Source organism: Geothrix edaphica (assembly GCF_030268045.1).
GTDB lineage: Bacteria > Acidobacteriota > Holophagae > Holophagales > Holophagaceae > Geothrix > Geothrix edaphica.
The window spans coordinates 32,816-53,860 of the sequence record NZ_BSDC01000003.1; the positions used below are offsets into that span (position 1 = coordinate 32,816).

Annotated in this window: 21 protein-coding genes; 11 read left to right on the forward strand and 10 right to left on the reverse strand. The window is 68.3% G+C overall.

Annotated features, from left to right (window positions below):
* Positions 1-68 precede the first annotated feature (68 nt).
* On the forward strand, positions 69-668 hold the full coding sequence (locus QSJ30_RS10950) for a hypothetical protein (protein WP_285609161.1): 600 nt from the start codon (positions 69-71) through the stop codon (positions 666-668).
* Between the two features lies 1 nt (position 669).
* On the opposite strand, the gene QSJ30_RS10955 is transcribed toward QSJ30_RS10950, so the two are convergent.
* Positions 670-1,293 carry an MBL fold metallo-hydrolase gene (locus QSJ30_RS10955; RefSeq protein ID WP_285609163.1) on the reverse strand — a complete coding sequence of 208 codons (624 nt, stop codon included), beginning with the start codon at positions 1,291-1,293 and terminating at the stop codon, positions 670-672.
* Positions 1,294-1,388: 95 nt separating this feature from the next.
* Between QSJ30_RS10955 and uvrC the strand changes: the two genes are divergently transcribed.
* Positions 1,389-3,239 (forward strand): excinuclease ABC subunit UvrC, encoded by a 1,851-nt coding sequence (gene uvrC, locus QSJ30_RS10960; RefSeq protein ID WP_285609165.1) that lies wholly within the window; start codon positions 1,389-1,391, stop codon positions 3,237-3,239.
* On the opposite strand, the gene QSJ30_RS10965 is transcribed toward uvrC, so the two are convergent.
* Genes QSJ30_RS10965 through QSJ30_RS10975 form a run of 3 tightly spaced genes read right to left on the reverse strand, consistent with a single transcriptional unit; the run spans position 3,211 to position 5,045 of the window.
* Complete coding sequence (locus tag QSJ30_RS10965) at positions 3,211-3,714, reverse strand: tetratricopeptide repeat protein (protein ID WP_285609167.1); 504 nt, start codon at positions 3,712-3,714, stop codon at positions 3,211-3,213. The genes uvrC and QSJ30_RS10965 overlap by 29 nt on opposite strands.
* Positions 3,715-3,765: 51 nt before the next feature.
* Positions 3,766-4,239, reverse strand: a complete 474-nt coding sequence (locus tag QSJ30_RS10970) for a hypothetical protein (RefSeq protein WP_285609169.1) — start codon at positions 4,237-4,239, stop codon at positions 3,766-3,768.
* Positions 4,236-5,045: a segregation and condensation protein A gene (locus QSJ30_RS10975; RefSeq protein ID WP_285609171.1), complete on the reverse strand. Its 810-nt coding sequence runs from the start codon at positions 5,043-5,045 to the stop codon at positions 4,236-4,238. The genes QSJ30_RS10970 and QSJ30_RS10975 overlap by 4 nt, the downstream gene beginning before the upstream one ends.
* A 185-nt stretch (positions 5,046-5,230) precedes the next feature.
* On the opposite strand from QSJ30_RS10975, the gene lipA reads away from it, so the two are divergent.
* The gene (gene lipA, locus QSJ30_RS10980; protein ID WP_285609173.1) at positions 5,231-6,115 is read left to right on the forward strand and encodes a lipoyl synthase; all 885 of its coding nucleotides are present in this window, start codon (positions 5,231-5,233) and stop codon (positions 6,113-6,115) included.
* A gap of 35 nt (positions 6,116-6,150) precedes the next feature.
* Here lipA and QSJ30_RS10985 read toward each other — a convergent pair whose 3' ends face one another.
* The 6 genes from QSJ30_RS10985 to QSJ30_RS11010 form a co-directional block, all read right to left on the reverse strand.
* A complete protein-coding gene (locus QSJ30_RS10985; RefSeq protein ID WP_285609175.1) occupies positions 6,151-7,272 on the reverse strand; it encodes a response regulator in 1,122 nt (373 codons plus the stop codon).
* Between the two features lie 9 nt (positions 7,273-7,281).
* The gene (locus QSJ30_RS10990; RefSeq protein WP_285609177.1) at positions 7,282-8,811 is read right to left on the reverse strand and encodes a sensor histidine kinase; all 1,530 of its coding nucleotides are present in this window, start codon (positions 8,809-8,811) and stop codon (positions 7,282-7,284) included.
* A 3-nt stretch (positions 8,812-8,814) separates the two neighbouring features.
* Positions 8,815-9,981, reverse strand: coding sequence for an NrfD/PsrC family molybdoenzyme membrane anchor subunit (nrfD, locus tag QSJ30_RS10995; protein ID WP_285609179.1), 1,167 nt, complete (start codon positions 9,979-9,981; stop codon positions 8,815-8,817).
* A complete protein-coding gene (locus QSJ30_RS11000) occupies positions 9,978-10,751 on the reverse strand; it encodes a 4Fe-4S dicluster domain-containing protein (RefSeq protein ID WP_285610030.1) in 774 nt (257 codons plus the stop codon). The genes nrfD and QSJ30_RS11000 overlap by 4 nt, the downstream gene beginning before the upstream one ends.
* A 492-nt stretch (positions 10,752-11,243) precedes the next feature.
* On the reverse strand, positions 11,244-12,869 hold the full coding sequence (groL, locus tag QSJ30_RS11005; RefSeq protein ID WP_285609181.1) for a chaperonin GroEL: 1,626 nt from the start codon (positions 12,867-12,869) through the stop codon (positions 11,244-11,246).
* Positions 12,870-12,896: 27 nt separating this feature from the next.
* Positions 12,897-13,184, reverse strand: a complete 288-nt coding sequence (locus tag QSJ30_RS11010; protein ID WP_243304081.1) for a co-chaperone GroES — start codon at positions 13,182-13,184, stop codon at positions 12,897-12,899.
* Positions 13,185-13,396: 212 nt separating this feature from the next.
* Between QSJ30_RS11010 and QSJ30_RS11015 the strand changes: the two genes are divergently transcribed.
* From QSJ30_RS11015 to QSJ30_RS11050, 8 genes are all read left to right on the forward strand, one after another.
* The gene (locus tag QSJ30_RS11015; RefSeq protein ID WP_285609185.1) at positions 13,397-14,095 is read left to right on the forward strand and encodes a zinc ribbon domain-containing protein; all 699 of its coding nucleotides are present in this window, start codon (positions 13,397-13,399) and stop codon (positions 14,093-14,095) included.
* Entirely contained in the window at positions 14,092-14,757 is a 666-nt protein-coding gene (locus QSJ30_RS11020) for a YggS family pyridoxal phosphate-dependent enzyme (RefSeq protein WP_285609187.1), read from the forward strand. Before QSJ30_RS11015 ends, QSJ30_RS11020 begins: the two co-directional genes overlap by 4 nt.
* 115 nt (positions 14,758-14,872) lie before the next feature.
* Positions 14,873-15,295, forward strand: coding sequence for an SRPBCC family protein (locus tag QSJ30_RS11025; protein WP_285609189.1), 423 nt, complete (start codon positions 14,873-14,875; stop codon positions 15,293-15,295).
* 186 nt (positions 15,296-15,481) lie between these two features.
* A complete protein-coding gene (locus QSJ30_RS11030; RefSeq protein WP_285609191.1) occupies positions 15,482-16,912 on the forward strand; it encodes a DUF4139 domain-containing protein in 1,431 nt (476 codons plus the stop codon).
* Between the two features lie 50 nt (positions 16,913-16,962).
* A complete protein-coding gene (locus tag QSJ30_RS11035) occupies positions 16,963-17,727 on the forward strand; it encodes a DUF58 domain-containing protein (RefSeq protein ID WP_285609193.1) in 765 nt (254 codons plus the stop codon).
* An 80-nt stretch (positions 17,728-17,807) separates the two neighbouring features.
* Positions 17,808-18,560 (forward strand): hypothetical protein, encoded by a 753-nt coding sequence (locus QSJ30_RS11040; RefSeq protein WP_285609195.1) that lies wholly within the window; start codon positions 17,808-17,810, stop codon positions 18,558-18,560.
* Entirely contained in the window at positions 18,557-19,513 is a 957-nt protein-coding gene (locus QSJ30_RS11045) for a VWA domain-containing protein (protein ID WP_285609197.1), read from the forward strand. The genes QSJ30_RS11040 and QSJ30_RS11045 overlap by 4 nt, the downstream gene beginning before the upstream one ends.
* A complete protein-coding gene (locus QSJ30_RS11050) occupies positions 19,510-21,033 on the forward strand; it encodes a vWA domain-containing protein (RefSeq protein ID WP_285609199.1) in 1,524 nt (507 codons plus the stop codon). The genes QSJ30_RS11045 and QSJ30_RS11050 overlap by 4 nt, the downstream gene beginning before the upstream one ends.
* Positions 21,034-21,045: the final 12 nt, after the last annotated feature.

Sequence of the window (21,045 nt, forward strand, 5' to 3'; positions counted from 1 at the left end):
CCCCGGGCAACCATCGAAAAGCAACCTTCGCCTCTGCTATTCTTGGGCCGCCTTCTTCTGGAGGAACCATGCGCTCCCTCGCCCTTCCCCTGCTCCTTCTGGCTGGCTCCGGCCTCCTGGCCCAGTCGCCCACCCTCAATGGCGGCCTGCAGGCCGGCCTCAACTTTCCGGTCGGTGATTTCGCCGACAAGAAGGATGGTGGCTATTACGTCGGGGCCAACGGGGGCCTGGGCGTGCACTTCGGGGGCCACCTCGACCTCAACTTCACCCAGCACCACCAGCTGCGCCTGATCCTCAACGCGAACGGCTTCGCAAGCAAGGAGCAGACGCTCTTCGGCAGCACCCAGCAGAACACCTTCAGCGTGGCCCAGCTCGGAGCCGACTATGTGTTCAATGCGACCTCCCCGGTCCAGGGTGGGTATTTCCTCGTGGGCCTGAACGTGAACAAGGTCAAGGCCACCTATGAGCTGGCGGGCTACCCCGATGTGGAGGCGAACCAGTCGGGGCGCCTGGGCCTGCGCGTCGGCGGCGGCTACACCTTCAACCGCATCTTCAGCCTCGAAGGCCACCTCAACAGCGTCTCGGTAGAGAAGAACGGGGCCGATGGCCTGGGCATGGATTCGCTCACCTGGCTGTCGGTGAGCGCCGTCTTCCGCTTCGGCCGCTGACCTATCTCCGCACGAACGGGTTCGTCTCCGCCTCCACCCCGAGGGTGGTGGCGGGGCCATGCCCCGGGATGACCAGGGTGGCGCCATCCAGCACGTAGAGCTCCCGCCGGATGCTCTGCTCCAGGTGTTCCCAGCTGCCGCCCCAGAGGTCCGTGCGCCCCACGCCGCCGCGGAAGAGCGTATCCCCCGCCAGCAGCACCTGGCCCTGGGCGAAGGCCCCGTGAAAGCAGCAGGAGCCCGGCGTGTGGCCCGGCGTGTGCAGTGTCGAGAGGTCCAGGTGCCGATCCCCGGCGCTCAGGCCCGTCATCTCGGGCTGGGGGATGGCGGGCATCCCGAACATCCCCGTCTGCTGCGGCAGCGCCTCGATGAGGAAGGTGTCGTCGCCGTGCAGGTGGGCTGGGCACTGCCAGAGATCCTGCAACTCCCTCGTGGCGCCCACATGGTCGAAGTGGGCGTGGGTGTGCAGCAAAGCCGCGACCTTGAACCCCAGGACTTCCACGCGCTTCCGGATCTTCGCGCCGTCCCCGCCCGGATCCACCACCACACCCATACCCGTGGCGGGGTCCCACAGCAGGGAACAGTTGCAGCCCAGCGGGCCCACGGGGAAGGTCTCGAGGTTCAGCATCCCCCCATTGTCCCAGATCCGCCCCCACCGATAGCTGACAGCCGATAGCTGATAGCTGATAGCTGATAGTCGATACCTGACAGCTACACTGAACCGTGGCCGCGATCCGGAACAACCTCGACAAGTCCCCCGCCCTCCAGCGCAAGCTGTCGGACCTGCCCCTGCGGCCAGGCTGCTACCTCTACCGGGACCCGAAGGGGAACCTGCTCTACATCGGCAAGGCCAAGGTGCTGCGGAACCGGGTGAAGTCCTACTTCCAGAACAAGCACCTGGACGCCAAGACCCGCCGCCTGGTGGCCCGCATCTGGGACCTGGAGTTCATCGTCTGCGAGACGGAGCTCGAGGCCCTGGTGCTGGAGAACAACCTCATCAACGAGCACCTGCCGCCCTTCAACATCCTGCTGCGGGACGACAAGAGCTACCCCTACGTGAAGCTCACCTGGAAGGAGGCCTTTCCCAAGGTCTTCGTCACGCGCAAGGTGCGGAAGGACGGCGGCCTCTACTACGGGCCGTTCTTCCCCGCCAGCACGGCCTACCGCACGGCGGAGCTGGTGTACCGCTTCTTCCAGATCCGCGACTGCGACATCGACATCGACGGCAAGCGCGGCCGGGCCTGCCTGAAATACCAGCTTCACCGCTGCACGGCGCCCTGCATCGCCGCCGTGGACAAGGAAGCCTATCGGGAGCAGGCGAAGGAGGCGCGACTCTTTCTGGAAGGCAAGCGCGACGAGCTGAAGGCGCGGCTGGAGGCCGCCATGTGGAAGGCCGCCGAGGCCGCCGCCTTCGAGCAGGCCGCCCAGCACCGGGACGCCCTCCAGCAGGTGGACGCCTGGTTCACGCGGCAGAAGGCTGCCGGTCCGAACCTGGAGGACATGGATGTCTACGGCAGCGCCGTGCTGGACGGGCGCGCCTGCGTCCACCGCCTCATGCTCCGCGATGGCCGCATGATGGGGCGCCAGGAATACGTGCTGGAGGATGTGGAGGCCTTCGACGGCGCGGTGTTGGCCGAAGTCCTTCAGCGGGTCTACAGCGCCGATCCCGTGCCCGGCCGCATCCTGGCCGAGGTCGAGCCGGAGGACCTGGAACTGCTCCGGGACTGGCTGGGCGGCATGCGCGGGTCGCGCCCCCAGGTCCAGGTGCCTCGGAAGGGCGAGAAGGTGGATCTGCTGGCCATGGCCCAGGAGAACGCGCGGCTGGCGCTGGAGCGCAAGTTCGAACCGGCGCGGCTCAACGAGGCGGTGCTGGAGGGGCTCCAGGCCTTCCTGGGCCTCAGCCACCTGCCCCGCCGACTGGAGTGCTTCGACATCAGCCACGGCCAGGGCCGGGAGGTGGTGGCCAGCTGCGTGGTGTTCAGCGACGGCGTCCCCGACAAGGCCCGCTACCGCCGCTTCAAGATGACCAACGAGCAGAACGACGACTTCGCCAACATGTTCGAGGCCGTCACGCGGCGGTACAGGCGGATGCGGGACGAAGGCCAGGAATTCCCGGATCTGGTCCTCATCGATGGCGGGTTGGGCCAGCTGCATGCCGCCGAGGCAGCCCTGAAGGAGCTGGGGCTGGAACAGCTGGAGCTGGGCAGCCTGGCCAAGAAGGAGGAGCTGGTGTTCCGCCCGGGCTCCAGCGAACCGCTGAGGATTCCGAAGACCTCACCGGTGCTGCAGCTGCTCCAGCGCATCCGCGACGAGGCCCATCGCTTCGCCATCACCTACCACCGGGCCCTGCGGGCCAAGCGCACGCTCCAGACCGAGCTGACCCAGATCCCCGGCATCGGTCCCACCACCGCCAAGAAGCTGCTCCAGGCCTTCGGCAGCGCCACCCAGGTGCGCATGGCCGAAGAGGCGGCCTTGGTCGAGGCCATCGGCAGGGCCGGCGCCAGCAAGGTGCTTGCCTGGCGGAGCGCCCCGGAACAGCAGCCGGCTACTTCCCGACAGCCTCCAGCCGGCTGAGCTCGGTCCGGGCCACCTCGCTGCCCGCCTCAGCGGCCTTGCGATACCAGGAGAGGCCCTTCTCGCGGTTCGGGGGGACATCCAGCCCGTAGTAGTACATCGCCCCCAACATCCGCATGGCGTTGGCATCGCCCGCCTTGGCCTGGTCCAGGTAGGCCCGCGCCGCGCTGGGAACCTCCGCCTCCGACTCCGGCGCCGCGGCCCGGGCGGCGGGCGCCTGGAGCGCGGGTCCGCGCGAAGACACGAGGAAGACCGCGCCGCCGAGCACGATGAGGCCCCCGAGGACCAGGGACAGCTTCCATCCCCGCGACCGGGAAGGCGCCGGAGGGTGGGGCGTCTGGGTCTGCCCCGCCGTCCCGGCGGGCAGGGAGATCTTCTGGGTCCGTTGCGGGGCCTCGGAGGTGAGGGGAAGGACCAGCTTCTGGGTCTGGTCCGGGGAACCTTCCTGGCCTGGCTGGGTCTCGTGGTCACGCATGGGGCCCCCCTGAGACGTCGAACCGCAATCCCCAGGATAATGCCAGCGGGCTCACGGGGCCTCCCCAGAGCGAGGTTCCAGGGCCTTCACCCAGTGCCCGAGCCGGGGCACGAGGCCCAGGAAGAGGAGTGGCGCGAGGATGATGAAGCCGAACACGTGGCGGGCCGCGTGCTTCCCCACCAGGAGCCAGTAGACCAGGCCGTAGAGGCTGCTCAGCTCGAACAGCGCGGCATAGATCAGGGTCTCCCGTTGCACCTGCGCCGGTCGGCGGGACTCGGGAGTCTGCCGGAAGGCCCTCAGCACGGTTCCCCGGCGCCAGAGGACCCAGGCGGCCGACAGCAGGACCAGGCCCGTGAAGATATGGCCGATCTGGAGATAAGTGCCCTCCGGTAGGTTGTCGCCGGGTGGCACGAAACCCAAGAGGACCAGACCGCCGATGAGGGCCGGCGTGCCCAGGCACAAGGCGAGTCCCACCAGCAGGGCCTGGCGGCAGGCGGCGCGCAGTGGTTCCGGCGCGTCGTTCACGCGGCCTCGGCGGCCTTGACGCGGATCTCCCCGAAGGTCTCGCCCTGGACCAGCGCGATGCGGCCCGTGCGGACCAGCTCCAGCAGGGCCAGGAAGGTGAGCACCAGTTCCTCGCGGCTGCGGGCCTGGCCCAGCAGGCCCTGGAAGGGCTTCCACAGGCCATCCTGGAGGTCGCGCAGCACTTCCACCACGCGCTGCTCCAGCGTCTTGGGCTGGGTCCGGACCTCCACCGGGGGAGGGGGGAGCAGGCGCTTCAGGGCGTCACGGTAGGCTCCCAGCAGGTCGAAGAGGGTCGCCCGGATGGGCTCCTCCTCCACGCGCTTGTGGTCCGCCAGGTCGAGGCCGGGCGCGAAGGCGATCTTCTGCCAGTCCGACTCGCGGTCTGACAGCACCATGGCCGCGGCCTTCACCTGCTGGTAGTCCAGCAGCCGCTGCACCAGGGCCTCGCGGGGATCCTCCTCGCCGGTCTCCTGGGGCGGGCGCGGGAGCATGAGCCGCGACTTGATCTGCAACAGCTGGGCCGCCATGGCCACGAACTCCGCCGCGATTTCCAGGTTCAGCTCCTCCATGAGTGCGAGGTAGTCCATGTACTGCCGCGTGACATCCGCCATGGGCAGGTTCAGGATGTCGAGCTTCTGCTCGTGGATGAGGTGCAACAGCAGGTCCAGAGGCCCGTCGAAGGCGGACAGGTGCAGGGCCAGCCCCCGGAATTTCGTTTCGAAGCCCTTGGGAGCTTCGAAGGTCCTTGGAGCCTCCGACGCAGGCGCGACCACGGATTCGGGAACTTCCTGGGGAGTGTCGGACATGGGTTCATTCTAGCGGAAGAGATGAGGAGGAATTAGCCACAGATGAACACATATAAACACTGATTAAGAACTAGATAATCCAGGTACAGCCATCCATATCCATGTTCCTCCCCCCGGCAACGCATGCCTGGCCAGGGATCTTAGGTTGTGTTTATCCGTGGCCATTCCCCCCACAATGGAAGGCTATGGCCCGCCCTCCCGTCCTCCCCGGCCCCCGCCCCGACTGGCTGAAGATCCGCGTGCCGGCGCCGGAGGTGGTGGCGGAAGTCGAGGGACTGATCCGCGAGCAGCGGCTGGTCACGGTCTGCGAGGAGGCCCGCTGCCCGAACCTGCATGAGTGCTGGGGCGTCCACCGGACGGCCACCTTCATGCTCATGGGCGACATCTGCACGCGCCACTGCGGGTTCTGCAATGTGGGCAAGGGACGTCCCGGCGAGCTGGACCCCGATGAGCCCCAGCGCGTGGCCGAAGCGGTGGCCCGGCTGGGACTGAAGTTCGCCGTGGTGACCTCCGTGAACCGCGATGACCTGCCGGATGGCGGCTCGGCGCACTTCGCCGCCACCATCCAGTGGATCCGGACCCTGTCGCCCCAGTGCGGCATCGAAGTGCTCATCCCGGATTTCCGGGGCAGCGAGGCCGCCCTGCTCACGGTGCTGGAGGCCCGGCCCGACGTGCTGAACCACAACGTGGAGACGGTACCCCACCTCTACCGGCGCGTGCGGCCGGACGCCGACTACCTCCAGAGCCTCGCAGTGCTGCGCCGCACGGCGGAGTGGCGGGATGCCCACGCCCCGGGCATGCGCGTGAAGAGCGGCATCATGGTGGGCCTGGGAGAGACGCCGGAGCAGGTGCTCACCCTCATGGCCGACTGGCGCGCCTCCCGCGTGGACATCGCGACCATTGGGCAGTACCTCCCGCCTTCAGAGCTGCACCTGCCGCTGGACCGCTTCGTGGAACCCGCCGAGTTCGACATGTACCGCCGGAAGGGCCTGGACATGGGCTTCCAGCGCGTGGAATCCGCCCCTCTGGTGCGCTCCAGCTACCACGCCAAGGAGAGTTTCGAGGGCTGATCGCCCCGAAACTCTCCCGTCAGGCCACCCTTCCCTCAGGCCTTGGCGTGATCGCCCAGGCCCAGGAACTGCTTCTCGAAGGAGGACCAGTCCACGGCACCGGTGGCCTGGGGCGCATCCGCGGTCCGGAGACGGGTGATCTCATCCTGATACCAGTCGATGACCGGCTGGCCGATCTTGAGGGCCGGCAGCTCGCCCGCGAGATCACTCGGCGTCATCAGGCAGACCCAGCCGCGGTCATAGGGGCTGTGCATGAGCTCGGCGGGATCGGAGAGCAGGCCCGCATTGTCGTGCTCGATGCGGCCGCTGAGGGGCGCAGCCACATGCACCTCGCCTGCGGCGCCCTTCAGGGTGAACAGGGTCTCGCCCTGGCGGAAGGTCTTCCCGCGCTCCGGGAGGATCACGCCCTTCACCTGGCCGAGGGCCTTGCGCACGAAGTCGTCGATGCCCACGCGGACCTGGCCTTCCGGCTCGATGCGCACCCAGGCATGGCCCGTGGACAGGAAGGCGCCGCCCGGCACGCAGAACTCGCTGGCGGACACCACCTCAGCCATTTCCGGAGCCACCACGCGGACGTTCGGGCGCCGCTGGGCCTCGATGCGCGCCTCGCGCTTGATGAGGAGCTTCTTCGCGAACTCCGCGAGCTCGTCGGCAGTGAAGGGCTTCTGGACGTATTCGCAGGCACCGTGCTGGAGCGTCTGCACGGCGGTATCGATGCTGCCGTAGCCGGTGATCACGACCACATCGACATCCGGCCGCAGGTGCTTGGCCGCCTTCACCACCTCCACGCCATCCATATCCGGCATCTTGAGGTCGGTGAAGAGGAAGTCATAGTCGTGCCGCTGGATCAGGCCCAGGGCCTCGGGACCGTGCTCCACCGTGTCCACGCTGAAGCCCTCGAGCACGAGGATGCGACGGAAGGAGTCGAGCACCACGGCCTCATCGTCCACGGCCAGGATGCGGGCCCTGGGATTGGGGACCTCCACCCGTTTGAGGCTCTTGGCCTCGTGGGTGAAGTCGAGGTGGATGGAGGTGTTCAACACGGCTTCCCGGGCCTGCCGCTCGCGGGTTTCACGCATGCGGCGCAGGCTCGTGCGCACCAGGAAGTCGATGCCCACGAAGGCGACGAACATGAAAAGGATCAACAGGGCGGTCATGGGAACCTCCTAGGTGGTGGTGGGGATGAGGGGCTGGCCGCCCCCGCCGCTTTCAGTGGATGCGGGAATGCGAAGGGTGAAACAGGTGCCCTGGCCGGGGTCGCTGCGGACCTCCAGGGCCCCGCCATGAGCTTCCACGATGCCCCAGCTCACGGCGAGTCCGAGCCCCGTGCCGTGGTTGCCCTTGGTGGTGTAGAAGGGCTCGAAGATCCGCGGCAGGTCTTCCGGCGGAATACCCCGGCCATTGTCCATGACCAGCAGCTCCACGGAACCACCCTCCCCGGTCTGCGTGGCGACGCGGATGGTGCCGCCGCCATCGCCGATGGCATCCCCCGCGTTGAGCAGCAGGTTCACGGCCACCTGCTGGATCTGGTTGCCATCCGCCGGCACCACGGGAAGCTCCGCCGCCAGGTCCAGCGACAGGTCCACCTGGTTGAGCGAAAGCTGGGTCATCACGACGGACACGGCCCGCCGCACGACCTCGTTCAGGTCCATGGGCTTCCGGGCGGGCGGTGTGGGCCGCGCGAAGTCCAGCAGGCCCCGGATGATCCCGCGGCAGCGCACCGTCTCCCGCACGATCACATCCAGGTCCTCCGCAGCCTCCGCATCATCGGCGAGACGCTTCCGCAGCAGGGAGGCGTAGCTGAGCACGCCGGTCAGCGGGTTGTTGATCTCATGGGCGACCCCCGCCGCCAACCGGCCCACTGAGGCCAGCTTGTCGGCCTGGGCCAGCTGCCGCTGGGTCTCGGCCAACCGCTGGGTCATGGTATTGAAGGCCACGGCCAGCTCACTCAGTTCATGGTTGCCGCTCACGGGGATGGTCGTGCCGAGGTCGCCCTCGCCCACCCGCCGGGTGCCGGCCACCAGGGCCGCCACAGGCCGGACCACCAGCCGCCGGTTGAGCCACCAGAGAATCAGGCTGCCCGCCAGGATGGCGGCGGCGGCCGAGAGCATGATCAGCATCCGGCTGCGGGCGATCTCGCGATCCACCTCCGCGAGGGAGATGTTCACATCCAGGACGCCCAGGAGGCTCTGCTTGGCGCTGTGGGCGTGGCAGGCCGCCGTCGAACAGGAAGGCTCGTTGGGAATGGGATTGATGAGGCCCAGGACGCGGGTTCCATCCGAGGCCCGGAAGGTCCGGGCGCGGGCCTGGATGCCCAGGCGCTCCAGGGGCCGCCCCTCGGCGTGGCAGGCGTAGCAGGCCTCTCCCCGGATATCGAGGCTGGTGCCGATTTCCTCCTCGGCGGAGGAGAACATGATGCGCCCCTCCTTGTTGAAGACCCGGACCTTCTGGATGCCCTCGCCCCGGAGGCCGCCCACGGCGCGGATCTGCCGGTGCAGGTTCTCCCGGCGGTTCTCCAGCATGTCGAAGTGGGTGGCGCTCTTGATCGTCTCACTCAGCTGATCGGCACTGCGGGTGCGCTCCGCCAGGAGCTGGGCGGTGTGCGACCGGAGGAGGGCGAAGGCCATGCCCCCGATCACCGCCGCCGTGGCGAGGCCGGCGCCGAGGATCAGACGAGTGCCGATGCGGGTCCGCATGGCTCAGGCTCCCACTGCGGGTTCCTTGGATCGACCGGCCACCGGGCCATCCGGGAAGATCGAGAAGGTCCGCACGGCGAAGGCGAAGACCGCCATGCCCGTGGCCACCAGGCCCAGGGAGACGATGATCTCCATGGCCGAGGGGAGATACCGCGTGCCGGAAGCCGCCTCCATGCCCGTGATACTGACGTTCAGCCGGTTCATGACGAAGCCCAGCACCGCCAGGAAGGCACCGCCCACCAGCCAGTCCGGGTTGGTGCGCAGCCGCCGGAAGGACATCAGGACCACGGGCAGCACCACGCCGAGCAGGAACTCCACAAGGAACATCCGGCCTTCGTAGCTGCCCAGGGTCCCGAAGGCATGGTTGCGGGCGATGCCCTGCAGGCGCATGAGGCCGTAGATGCCCAGCGCCACCACCATGCCGCGGGCCAGGGGCTCCAGGAGGTCCATCTCCAGGTGGCGGTGGAAGGCCCGCTTGCTGAGGTAGGACTCGAGGATGACCATGCCGATCCCGGCCCCGATGGCGGAAATGTAGAAGTACAGCGGGAGCATGGGCGAGTACCACAGCGGGTGCAGCTTGCTGGGGACGATGAGGTACAGCGAGCCCAGCGAGGACTGGTGCAGGGTCGAGAGGAGCACGCCGAGGATCACCAGGGGCGTGATGAGCCGGTGGATGAGCCGCGCCGGGGCATGGAAGCCGAACCGCTCGAAGACCACCGGGGAGAACTCCACCGCCAGCACCGTGGTGTAGAGCATCACGCACCAGGCCACTTCGAACATGACGGAGTGAGTGTTCCAGTAGACGATGGCATGCCAGATGCGCCAGGGCTGCCCCAGATCCAGCAGCAGGGCCACGATCACGAAGGCGTAGCCGAGGAACCCGGTGAGGATCGTCGGGCGGACGATGGGCTCGAATCGCTTGAGGTTGAAGAGGTGCACCACGGCGGTGAGGGTGAACGCCCCAGCGGCCAGGCCCACGCCGCAGAGCAGGTCGAAGCCGATCCAGAGGCCCCAGGGGAACTGGTCGCTCAGGTTGGTGACCGCGCCCAGCCCCTTGGTGTAGCGGATGACGGTCACGGTGCAGAACGCCAGGAAGAGGACGACGAAGACCGCGGTCCAGAAGCCGGGGCGGAACCGGCGGGGCGCGGCGAGCGCAGCGAGGGTGTTCATGACCGGTCCTCCCGTCCATTGCCTTGTCCATTGCGGCCGTGCCCGTTGCCATTGGCCCCGACCCTGGCCACCTCCTCACGCCTCGCGGTGATCCAGTGGACCCCGTACAGGAAGACGGCCCACACCGCGACGAAATCGGGGATGTTGGACAGCACCTGCCAGGTCTTCATGGCCGGCGGCTCGCCGGGCAGGTTGGACTTGAGGCCCAGCTTCTCGAAGGGCACGTTGGAGATCATCAGCACCGAGGTGCCCCCGGCCTCCGTGAGCCCGTAGATATGGTCCACATAGGCACCCGGCTTCTGGCGGATGCGGGTCCGGGCCTCCCAGATCAGGTCCTCCTTCTTGCCGAAGATGGTGGCCTCTGCCGGGCAGGCGGCAGCGCAGGCGGTGGGCTGCCCATCCTTGACGCGGCCCGCGCACATGATGCACTTGCCGACCACAGGCACGGGCCGGTCCCACTGGTATTTCGGAATCTCGAAGGGGCAGGCCATCATGCAGTACCGGCAGCCCATGCACCGCTCGGCGTCATAGACCACTGGTCCTTCGGGCGTCTTCTTCAGCGCGCCCACAGGGCAGACGGAGGCACAGGTGGGCACCTCGCAGTGCATGCACAGCTTGCGGACGTTGAGGCCCTCCTTTTCCTGGACTGTCGTCCAGGTGTAGGCCGTCAACACCTCCTCTACCTTCCCGGGTAGCTTGTTCTGCTCCTTGCAGGCGGAGCTGCAGGCGCCGCAACCGATGCAGCGCGTGGCGTCGAAGAGAAGGCCCATGCCCACGGGTTCTCCTGCTTTTTCAAAGTTCCCGGGAGACATTCCCGGGGATTCGCAAGAAGCATCCATTCGAGCGGAATCATAGTCAACCCCTTGGTAGCAATTAAAAATGACTATGTTGTCTTGTATAAGAAAAAAGCCCCGCCTCTGCGAAGCACTTCCAAGGAACTACGCGGGTTAAGCCATATCGTTCTTTCCGCTATCTGCGCATATTTTCCGCTTTTCGCGCTCAGCCCCCCTACTGGTGTTTTTTTGTCACTTCGCAACGCATTCTTGGGACCTCAAAGTCCCCTTAACCCAGCCCGAGACGAAGGAACGCCCCGCGACCGCGGGGCGTTCCTCTGACAGCTGATGGCTGACAGCTCTTAATACAGGTCGCGACCCACAGAGAGCGAATCACCACCGTCAGATGAGCCCCTCCAAGCGCTCCCTGCGAACATCAAAAAGGCCCCGCTCGCGCGGGGCCTTTCCACGAACCGCAGTCGCGGCTGATTAATACATGTCTTCCATGCCGCCCATGCCGGGACCCGCGGGGGCGGGAGCCTTGGGCTCGGGGAGCTCGGTGATGATGGCTTCGGTGGTCAGCATCATGGCGGCCACGGAGGCGGCATTCCGCAGGGCGGACTTGGTCACCTTGGCGGGGTCGACCACGCCGAACTTCACCATGTCGCCGTACTCGTTGGTGGCGGCGTTGTAGCCGTAGTTGTCCTTGCCCTCACGGACGGCATTGACGACCACGGAGCCTTCTACGCCGGCGTTGTTGGCGATCTGGCGGAGGGGCTCCTCCAGGGACTTGCGCACGATCTCGATGCCCGTGGCCTGGTCGCCGGTGGCCTTCAGCCCGGCGAGCTTGGTCAGGCTGCGGAGCAGCGCGACGCCGCCGCCGGCCACGATGCCGTCCTCAACGGCGGCCTTGGTGGCGTGCATGGCGTCTTCGACGCGGGCCTTCTTCTCCTTCATCTCGGTCTCGGAGGCCGCACCCACCTTGATGACGGCGACGCCGCCCACGAGCTTGGCCAGGCGCTCCTGCAGCTTCTCCTTGTCGTAGTCGCTGGTGGAGACCTCGACCTGGGCGCGGATCTGCTTCACGCGGCCCTGGATGGCCTCGCTGGCGCCGGCGCCCTCGACGATGGTGGTGTTCTCCTTGTCGATGACGATCTTCTTGGCGCTGCCGAGATCAGCCAGCGTGAGGTTCTCGAGCTTGAGGCCGAGGTCCTCGCTGATGGCCTTGCCGCCGGTCAGGATGGCGATGTCCTCAAGCATGGCCTTGCGGCGGTCGCCGAAGCCGGGGGCCTTCACGGCGGCCACGTTCAGGGTGCCGCGGATCTTGTTCACCACGAGGGTGGCCAGCGCCTCGCCGTCCACGTCCTCGGCGATGATCAGCAGGGGGCGGCGGCTGTTGACGACCTGCTCCAGCAGGGGCAGGAGGTCGCGCATGTTGGAGACCTTCTTCTCGTAGGCGAGGATGTAGGGGTTCTCCAGCTCGACCTTCATCTGGTCGGGGTTGGTTACGAAGTAGGGGCTGAGGTAACCGCGGTCAAACTGCATGCCCTCAACCACGGTCAGCTCGGTGTCGCGGCCCTTGGCCTCTTCCACCGTGATGACGCCGTCCTTGCCCACCTTGGCCATGGCTTCCGCGATGATCTTGCCGATCTCGGCGTCGCCGTTGGCGGAGATGGTGCCGACCTGCGCGATGGCGTTGCCCTCGACGGGCTTCTTGATCTCATCGATGGCGGCCACGACGGTATCGACGGCGAGGTCGATGCCCTTCTTGATCTCCATGGTGTTGGCCCCGCTCACGACGGCCTTGATGCCTTCGCGGTAGATGGCGCGGGCCAGCACGGTGGCGGTGGTGGTGCCGTCACCCGCGACGTCGGAGGTCTTGGAGGCGACCTCACGCACGAGCTGGGCGCCCATGTTCTCGTGCTTGTCCTTGAGCTCGATCTCCTTCGCGACGGTGACGCCGTCCTTGGTCATGAGCGGGGAGCCGAACTTCTTCTCGATGAGGACGTTGCGGCCCTTGGGGCCGAGGGTGACCTGCACCGCGTCGGCGAGCTTGTTCACGCCGCGCAGGATCGCCTGGCGGGCATCTTCGGCATAGATGATGGACTTGGCCATGTGTGTCTCCTTGGTCTCTTGGGTGTCTTAGCCGACGATCGCGAGAATCTCGTCTTCGCGCACGATCACGTGGTCGACGCCGTCGATCTTCACTTCCGTGCCGCTGTACTTGCCGATCAGCACCTTCTCGCCGGCCTTGACGGACATCGGGTTGCGGGTGCCGTTCTCGTTGATCTTGCCTTCGCCGACGGCCACCACTTCAGCCTCCATGGGCTTCTCCTTGGCAGTGTCGGGAATGATGATGCCGCCCTTGACGGTCTCGGCGGCGTCGACGCGCTTCAGCACGACGCGGTCGGAAAGAGGCTTGATGGCCATGGGACCTCCTTGGAAAGAAGAGTAATGAAACGGATGGAGCTGTTAGCACTCAGCCACAGCGAGTGCCAAGTCTGGCACCGGGGCCCCAACCGGTCAAGAAGGATCTTCGAGGGTTTCCATAAATTTTAGTGTAAATGATTCATATTTTCTTCATTTCAATGTTAAATATTCAAACCCGGGCTGAAGGCCTCTGGCGGGTGTAGCCTTCAGGTATGGAACACCTTGCCATCCTGCGCGACCTGCAAGCCACTCTGGACTACCTTCGGACCATTGAGCGCGACCTGGCGGCCCTGCCCTCCGATCTGGCGGCCCTGGACACCCGGCTCAAAACCATCGAAAAGCAGGTGGCGGAAAAGACCAAGGCGCTGGATACGGCCCGGACCCACATCCAGGTGAAATCGAAGGAACTGGTCCTGGCCCAGAAGGACGAGGATCGCGCCCGCGCCGCGGTGAAGACCACCAGCCAGAAGGTGCAGTACACCGCGGCCATCCGCGAGCTGGACGAGAAGGAACGCCTGCGGGCCTCCACCGCCCGGCCCCTGAAGGCCCTGGAAACCGAGGCCGCCTCCCTCGAGCAGGCCCTGGCGGCCCTCGAGTCCGAGCGGGCCACCCTCAAGGCCCAGTTCGACGAACTCCACGCCATCTTCCTGGAGGAGCACGCCAACCAGGTGGAGGGGCGAAAGAAGCTGAAGGCCAAGCAGGCCCAGCTGGAAGCCAAGCTCGCTGTGCCCGAAGTGACGCGCTTCCATCGGCTCGCCGGTGCCCGTCAGGGCCGGGTGGTGGTGCCCGTGGAGAACGGCGCCTGTTCGGGGTGCCACGTGAAGCTGCGCGGTCCCTTCCTCTTCCAGCTGAAGGAAGCCAAGGACGCTGTGGCCTGCGAATCCTGCCAGCGGATCCTCTTCCTGCCGTGAGCCTGGCGGACCGCGTCGAAGGCCTGCGCGCCCGCATCGCCCGGGCCTGCGAAGCCGCGGGGCGCGATCCACAGAGCGTCGAGCTGCTGCCGGTTTCGAAGAAGCAGCCCCTGGCACTGATCCAGGAGGCGGCGGCCATTGGTTTCACGCGCTTCGGCGAGAACTACGTTCAGGAGGGCGCCGACAAGGCCGTCGCCGCACCGGGCCTGGCCTTCGTGCTCCTCGGCCCGCTGCAGCGGAACAAGGCCAAGCCGGCCCTCCAGCATTTCGCCGAGCTCCAGAGCCTGGATCGCCCGGATCTGGCGGAACGCCTGCGTCGGCTGGCGGAGGAACTGGACGTGACACGCCCCGTCTGGATCCAGGTGGATCTCTGGGACGAGGCCACCAAGCTGGGCGGCTGCGCCGGGGCCGATCTGCCCGCGCTGATCGCGGCCCTGGGCGGCGACCCCCGCCTGCCTCTCCGGGGCCTCATGGCCATCCCGCCCCCCGAGGACGGCTCTGCCTTCGCCCAGCTGGCGGCCCTGCGCGACCGGCTCCAGCAGGACCTCGGCCAGCCGCTCCGCCTCAGCATGGGCATGAGCGCCGACCTGGAAGCCGCCGTGCGGGCCGGCAGCGATCAGATCCGCATCGGCACCGCGTTCTTCGGTGAGCGGTTGTACTGACCCGAAGGAAGGGGCTGACTCACCACGACGACGGGAAGACCACGAAACCCACCAAGGTTTTTCTTCGTGGCCTTCCGGTCTTCGTGGTTCAGTCTTTAGGAAATCTGGAGTCCCCATGACCACGATCAAGACCGCCACCGCCACCCTGCCTGTCTCCGCCGACGCGCTGTTCGCCTTCCTCTCGGATCTCTCGAAGCACCGGGCCTTCCTGGAGCCCGCGGCCCTGAACTTCCAGGGTGACGCCGACAAGCACAGCTACGTCATCGAGGTCATGGGCATGAAGATGCCCCAGGAACTGGTGGTGAAGGAGCGCGTGCCCGGCCAGCGGGTGGTGCTGGTGCCCGGCGCCCGGAAGATGTTCGATCACGAGCTGCGCTTCGAGATCACCGCCGCTGGCGAGGGCAGCACCCTGCGCCTGGTGGACGAGGCCGACATCCCCATGATGATGGCCATGATGGGCGCCGAGAAGCTGCTCCAGGGCCAGCTCGACAGCGGCCTGGCGCGCATCCAGGAGCTGGCCGGAGCCGGGCAGATCTGAAGGTTCACGGAAGAGTAATGAGCGGAGGAGAGCAGAGGGAAACATCCAGGTAAGGCTTCCCTTCTCCGCTCTCCTCGGTTCCTCCGCCTTCCTCCGTGTACTTCCTTTCCTTTCCTTTCGTGAAAGGATGTCCCCGATCCCGGCATGACCCTATATCGGGCGCCCCGCCCGTACCCTGGAGGTCCCATGCGCCCCGCCCTGCTCCTCGCCGCTCTGCCCTCACTCCTGGCCGCCCAGGAGTCCGTCACCACGCTCAAGGACCAGAAGGCCCTGGCGGTAACGATCTACAACGACAACCTGGCCCTGGTGAAGGACACCCGGGAGGTGCGGCTGCCGAGGGGCGAGTCCCGCCTGGCCTTCCAGGAGGTGTCCGCCCAGATCCGACCCGAGACGGCCCTGCTGCGGAACCTCACCCATCCGAAGGACTTCTGGGTGGTGGAGCAGAACTTCGACTTCGACCTGCTCACGCCCCAGAAGCTGCTGGAAAAATACGTGGGCGAGAAGGTGACCGTGGCGCGCAGCGTGCCCAACGAATCCGGCGCAGGCGCCAGGGAGATCCGCGAGGAGGCCACGGTGCTGGCCACCAACGGCGGCACCGTCCTGCAGTTCGCCGATCGCATCGAGACCAGCGCCCCCGGCCGCCTCATCTTCCCGAAGGTGCCCGGCAACCTGCGGGCCCGCCCCACCCTGGTGATCAGCCTCAACAGCGGGGCCGACCGGGAGCAGAAGCTGGAGCTGAGCTACCTGACGGGCGGCCTGTCCTGGCGGGCGGACTATGTGGCCAACCTCGCCGCCGACGAGAAGACCCTCGACCTCAGCGGCTGGGTGACCCTCACCAACCAGAGCGGCGCCGCCTATCCCAATGCCACCCTGCAGCTGGTGGCGGGGGACGTGAACCGGGTCCAGCAGCGCCCCGACCGAGCCTACGCGGTGGGCGCCATGATGGAAAGGGCCGCCGCGCCCGCGCCGAAAATGGCCGAGGAAAGCCTCTTCGACTATCACCTCTACACCCTGGACCGCCCCACCACCCTGGCCGTGAACCAGACCAAGCAGGTGGCCCTGCTCAGCGCGAGCGCGGTGCCCGTGCGCAAGGAGTACCTGCTCCAGGGCCAGTCCTACTACTACTCCGGCAGCTACGGCGATCTGGGCGACAAGCAGAAGGTGGGCGTGTTCGTCGAGTTCGACAACAAGGAATCCAGCCGCCTGGGCATGCCGCTACCCAAGGGCATCATCCGCGTCTACAAGCGCGACAGCGAGGGCCGCGCCCAGTTCGTAGGCGAGGACAGCGTGGACCATACGCCGAAGAACGAGCTGGTCCGCCTGAAGCTGGGCGACGCGTTCGATGTCACGGCCCGGCGGAAGCAGACCGACTACAAGAGCCTGGGCCGGCAGGGGAAATTCGGCTTCGTCCACGAATCCGCCTTCGAGATCGAGCTGAAGAACGCCAAGAAGGAGCCCGTCACCGTCACCGTGCTGGAGCCCCTGCCCGGCGACTGGGAGGTGCTCCAGAGCAGCCACCCCTGCACCAAGGCCGCCGCCGGCACTGGCAAGTTCCAGGTGACCGTCCCGGCCGAAGGCAAAGCCACGCTGACCTATCGGGTGCGGGTGCGGTGGTAGAACGAAGAGGGGCATGAAGGCGGTGCGGACCTAGGCCATACTGAACCCCCATGCCCCTCCCCGCCCGCTTCCTTGCCCGTCTGCGACGCCTGCCCCTGCGCCTGCGCGGACGCCTGGGCGGGGGGACCGAGGGCCTGCATCCCTCCAAGCTCAAGGGCTCCGGCCTCACCTTCGTGGAGAACCGGCCCTACGTGCCGGGGGATGATCCCCGCTTCATCAACTGGCCCCTGACCGCCCGGACGGGCGAGCCGATCATGAAGCGCTTCGAGAGCAGCCGCGACCTGGTGCTGTGGCTGGTGGTGGATCCCTCGCCCTCCATGTTCCTGGGCGACCCGGTCTCACCGCTGCGCTGGGCCATGGAACTCTGCGGCGCGGCCTTCGCCACGCTCCAGGCCACCGGCGACCGGCTGGGGCTCATCGTCCCCGGAGACGGCCGCACGCCCGCCCTGCGCATCGCACCCAAGCGAGGCCGCATCCATGGCCTGCGCATCCTGGAGACCCTCGCCGAGCGGGGGCCGGCCCTCCCCACGGAAGCCGCCTGGCGCGAGGCCCTGGGCCACTGGGGCGAACACGGGAAAGGCCATCGCCTCTGGCTCTTCAGCAATGGCGCGGGACTGCAGGGCCTGGCTCCCCTGCTGAAGCCCCTGGCCACGCGGCACCGGCTCGTCTGGTTCCAGCCGGAGACTCCGGAGGGGCCCAGGGCCCCGGCCTGGCCCGATCCGGGCTTCTCCCCCGCCATCGAGCGGCAACGCTGGGACCTCCTGGAGGACCCCATCGTGAAGCTGAACGCCTGGCTGCGGGCCGGAGGGGCGTGAGCATGGCAGGTTCCCCCGAGCGCCTGTCCTGGCCCGGAATCCGCGTGCGGATTCCGAGATATCAACAAATCGCATGCTTGATGGCGGTGGGCCTCTGGGCCGGGGCCGCGCCCGCATGGAAGGCACCGGCCCAGCTGGGCCTCGGTGAGCTGCAGGTGCTGGAGCTGCGGGAGGCGGATCCCGCCAGGCCCGGCCTTCCGCGGCCCACGGTGGAGGACCGCCTGGGACCCCTGCGCCTGCGTTCCCTGGAGCCCCTGCCGGACGGGCGCGGCTGGCGTTTCCAGGTGCAGGCCCTGGAACCCGGACTCGCGGTGATCCCCGCCCTGGATCTGGGCAACGGGCAGCGGAGTCCCGAGCTGCGCCTCGACGTGCCCCGCACCATCCCCTTCGGCGGTCCCTGGGTGGGCTTCGGCGGCGGGAACGAGGACCTCCTGCCCGCCATCCCATTCCCCTGGGCCTCGGCCAGCCTGTGGTTGCTGCCCCCCCTGGGGCTGGCCGCCTGGGCCGTCCGCCGGTGGCGGAAGGGCTCGGCCAAGCGGCATCTGCATCACGTGGCCCATACCTTCCGCCGGCATTGGCCGCCAGCCGGGCGGGATCGCGCCGCCCTTGATGCAGCCCATGCCCTGGGCCGCGACCTGCTGGCGGCCCGCTTCGGAGACGCCGCCCGCGCCTGGGGTCCGGCCGAGTTCCAGGCCCGCGACCTCGACCCCTGGGACCAGTGGGTCAAGAGCCTCGATGCCGCCCGCTTCGGCCGCACCGAGCCACCCTTCCCGGCCCCGGAGCCGCTGGTGGCTGCGCTGGACGCCCGCGGGAACCGGAAGGGGAACGCATGATCGCCCTGCGCCATCCCCTGCTGCTGCTGCTGGCTGTGCCCCTGCTCATCTGGGCCTGGCGGGTCGTCTACCGCTGGGGCATCCCCTCCTCGCGGCCCTCGAGCGCCCTGGCGCGCGTCAGCTCCCACTGGCTGCCCCCCCTCCTGGCCCTGGCGCTGGGCTTGGCCGCGGCGGGCCCAGAATGGCGCCGGCCCGTGCGGGGCGAGGCCCCCGTGGTCGACTTCGCCGTGGTGCTGGACGGCAGCAGCAGCATGCAGATCCTCGACCGACCGGAGGAGGATCGTTGGCATGCGGCCCGCCGCACTCTGGCTCAGTTCGTCCAGCGCCGCCCCGATGACCGCTTCGCCCTCATCCTGTTCAGCGCCCACCCCGTGACGCTCAGCCCCCTCACCGCCGATCACACGCGCCTGCTCCGCATGCTTGCCCGGCTCGATCTGGACAGCCGGGACGACGGCACGGCCATCGGCTCGGCCCTCATGACGGCGGTGCGGCGGCTGGAAGAGAGCCCCGCCCGCAGCCGCGTCATCCTGCTCATCACGGACGGCGTGCAGAACCGGGGCCGCGTCACGCCCCAGGAGGCCGCCGAGGAGGCCCGCCGCAACGGCATCCGCATCCACGCCGTGGCCCTCGGAACCGACGGCGAGAGCCTGGTGCCCCTGGAGGGCGGCGGCTTCGCCCGCCTGCGGGTGGAGGTGGACCACGCCACGCTACAGCAGGTGGCCCACCTCACCGGCGGCGAGTCCTTCAGCGCGGAGGATCCCGTCGGCCTGGCCCGCAGCCTCGCCTCGGTGGATCAGCTGGAGAAGACGCTCCTGCCGGTGGACCAGCCCACCGAAGGCCAGCCCCTGGCCCGCTGGTGCCTCCTGGTGGCCGCCCTGCTGGCCCTGCCCCTCGCCGCCGACCTCGCCTTCAAGCGCGGCAGGCCCCGGCCCGCCTGGGTGGAGGCTCCATGAACCTGCCCTTCACCCATCCCTGGCTGCTCGCCCCCTTCGGCGGAGCGATCCTGGTGGCCCTGGCCTTGGCTCTGCGGGCCCACCTGCGGCCGGGCCTCGGCGTGCAGGTGGTGGGCCAGCGTCCGCTCTGGCAGGGCTTGGGCATGGCGCTCATGCTGGCGGGCCTGGGGCTCGGCCTGGCGGAACCCCGCTGGGGCCTGCCGGAATTCCCGAGGCTGACGGTCCACGTGGTGGTGGATGCCAGCCGCTCCATGGCCGTGCCCGACGCCGCCGGGCGCTCCCGGTGGGACGCCGCAGTGGGGGCCCTGGACCGCATCTGGTCCCAGCCCCAGGCCGGCCTCCGGTGGAGCCTGGACCTGCTCACGGGCGACGCCATCCCTGTGCAGCCTCCCGGCGAGGATCGCACCCTGCTGCGCGAAGCACTCCGGGCCGTCGCACCGGGCGAAGTGGGTTCCCCGGGCACGAGCCTGGGTCGTGATCTGCCCCAGGTGGCCGCCCAGGTGGACCGGGGCACCCCTGCCGTGATCCTGCTGCTCAGCGACGGTGAGGAGACCTGGGAGGCCCCTGAGGCCGCCCTGGACCGGGCCGTCGCGGCACTGAAGCTGGCCAAGCTGCCCGTCTGCGTGCTGGCCTTCGGAGACGGCCAGCCCCACCCGGTGCCAGCCAGGCCCAGCCCCGGAGGCCAGATCCCGGCCCAACCCGCCTCGGCGGAGCCCACCGTCAGCACCGCCCACCCGGAGTTCCTGGCGCGCCTGGCCGAGGCCACCGGAGGCCAGGTGTTCACCAACGGCGAGACCGCCGCCGCCGGCCTCCAGGCCCTGGCCGCCGGCAGGCTCCCGCTCCCGGCCCAGCGCTCCCTTCAGCCGGCCCACCCCGAGGCGGGCGCCTGGCTGGCCCTGGTGGGACTGGCTCTCTGGCTGTTCTTCGCCGGCAAGCCCATGGCCCGCTGGCGACCCGCCCTGCTCCTGCTGCTGGCTCTGGCCGCCCCCCTCCGCGCCCAGGCGGGGAAGGTGTGGGCCCCCCCCAGCGTGAAGGCCTGGCTCGCGCAGCGGGCAATGGAGAATGGCGACCTGCCCGGGGCCCGCCGCTGGCGCCCCGGGGATGCCAAGCCCTCCCACGTGCTTCTGGCCGCGCAGATCGACCTGCGGACCAACCTCCCCGAGGAGGCCCTGAAGGCGCTATCCCCCCTGGTGGGCCAGGGCGCCCCGCGGCCCCTGCCCGCCTGGCGCGCCCCGGCCCTGCTCCTCGCCGCGCGGGCCCACTTGGAGGCCAAGCGTCCCGACGAGGCCCGGGCCCTGCTGGAGCGCCTGCTGCTGGAGCAACCCGGCCAGCGCGACGCCATCCATGACCTGCAGACCCTGGTGAAGGATGCGACACCGCCGCCTCCGCCCAACCCCAAGAAACCGCCCCCGCCACCGCCCCCCCGCCCCAGCATGGGGGCCCAGCAGGACGAGCTGGAAGGCCTCAAGCAGCGCCTGCCCAAGCCGCCGAAGACACCGGCGGGCGTGAAGGACCTTTAGAAGCTGTCAGCC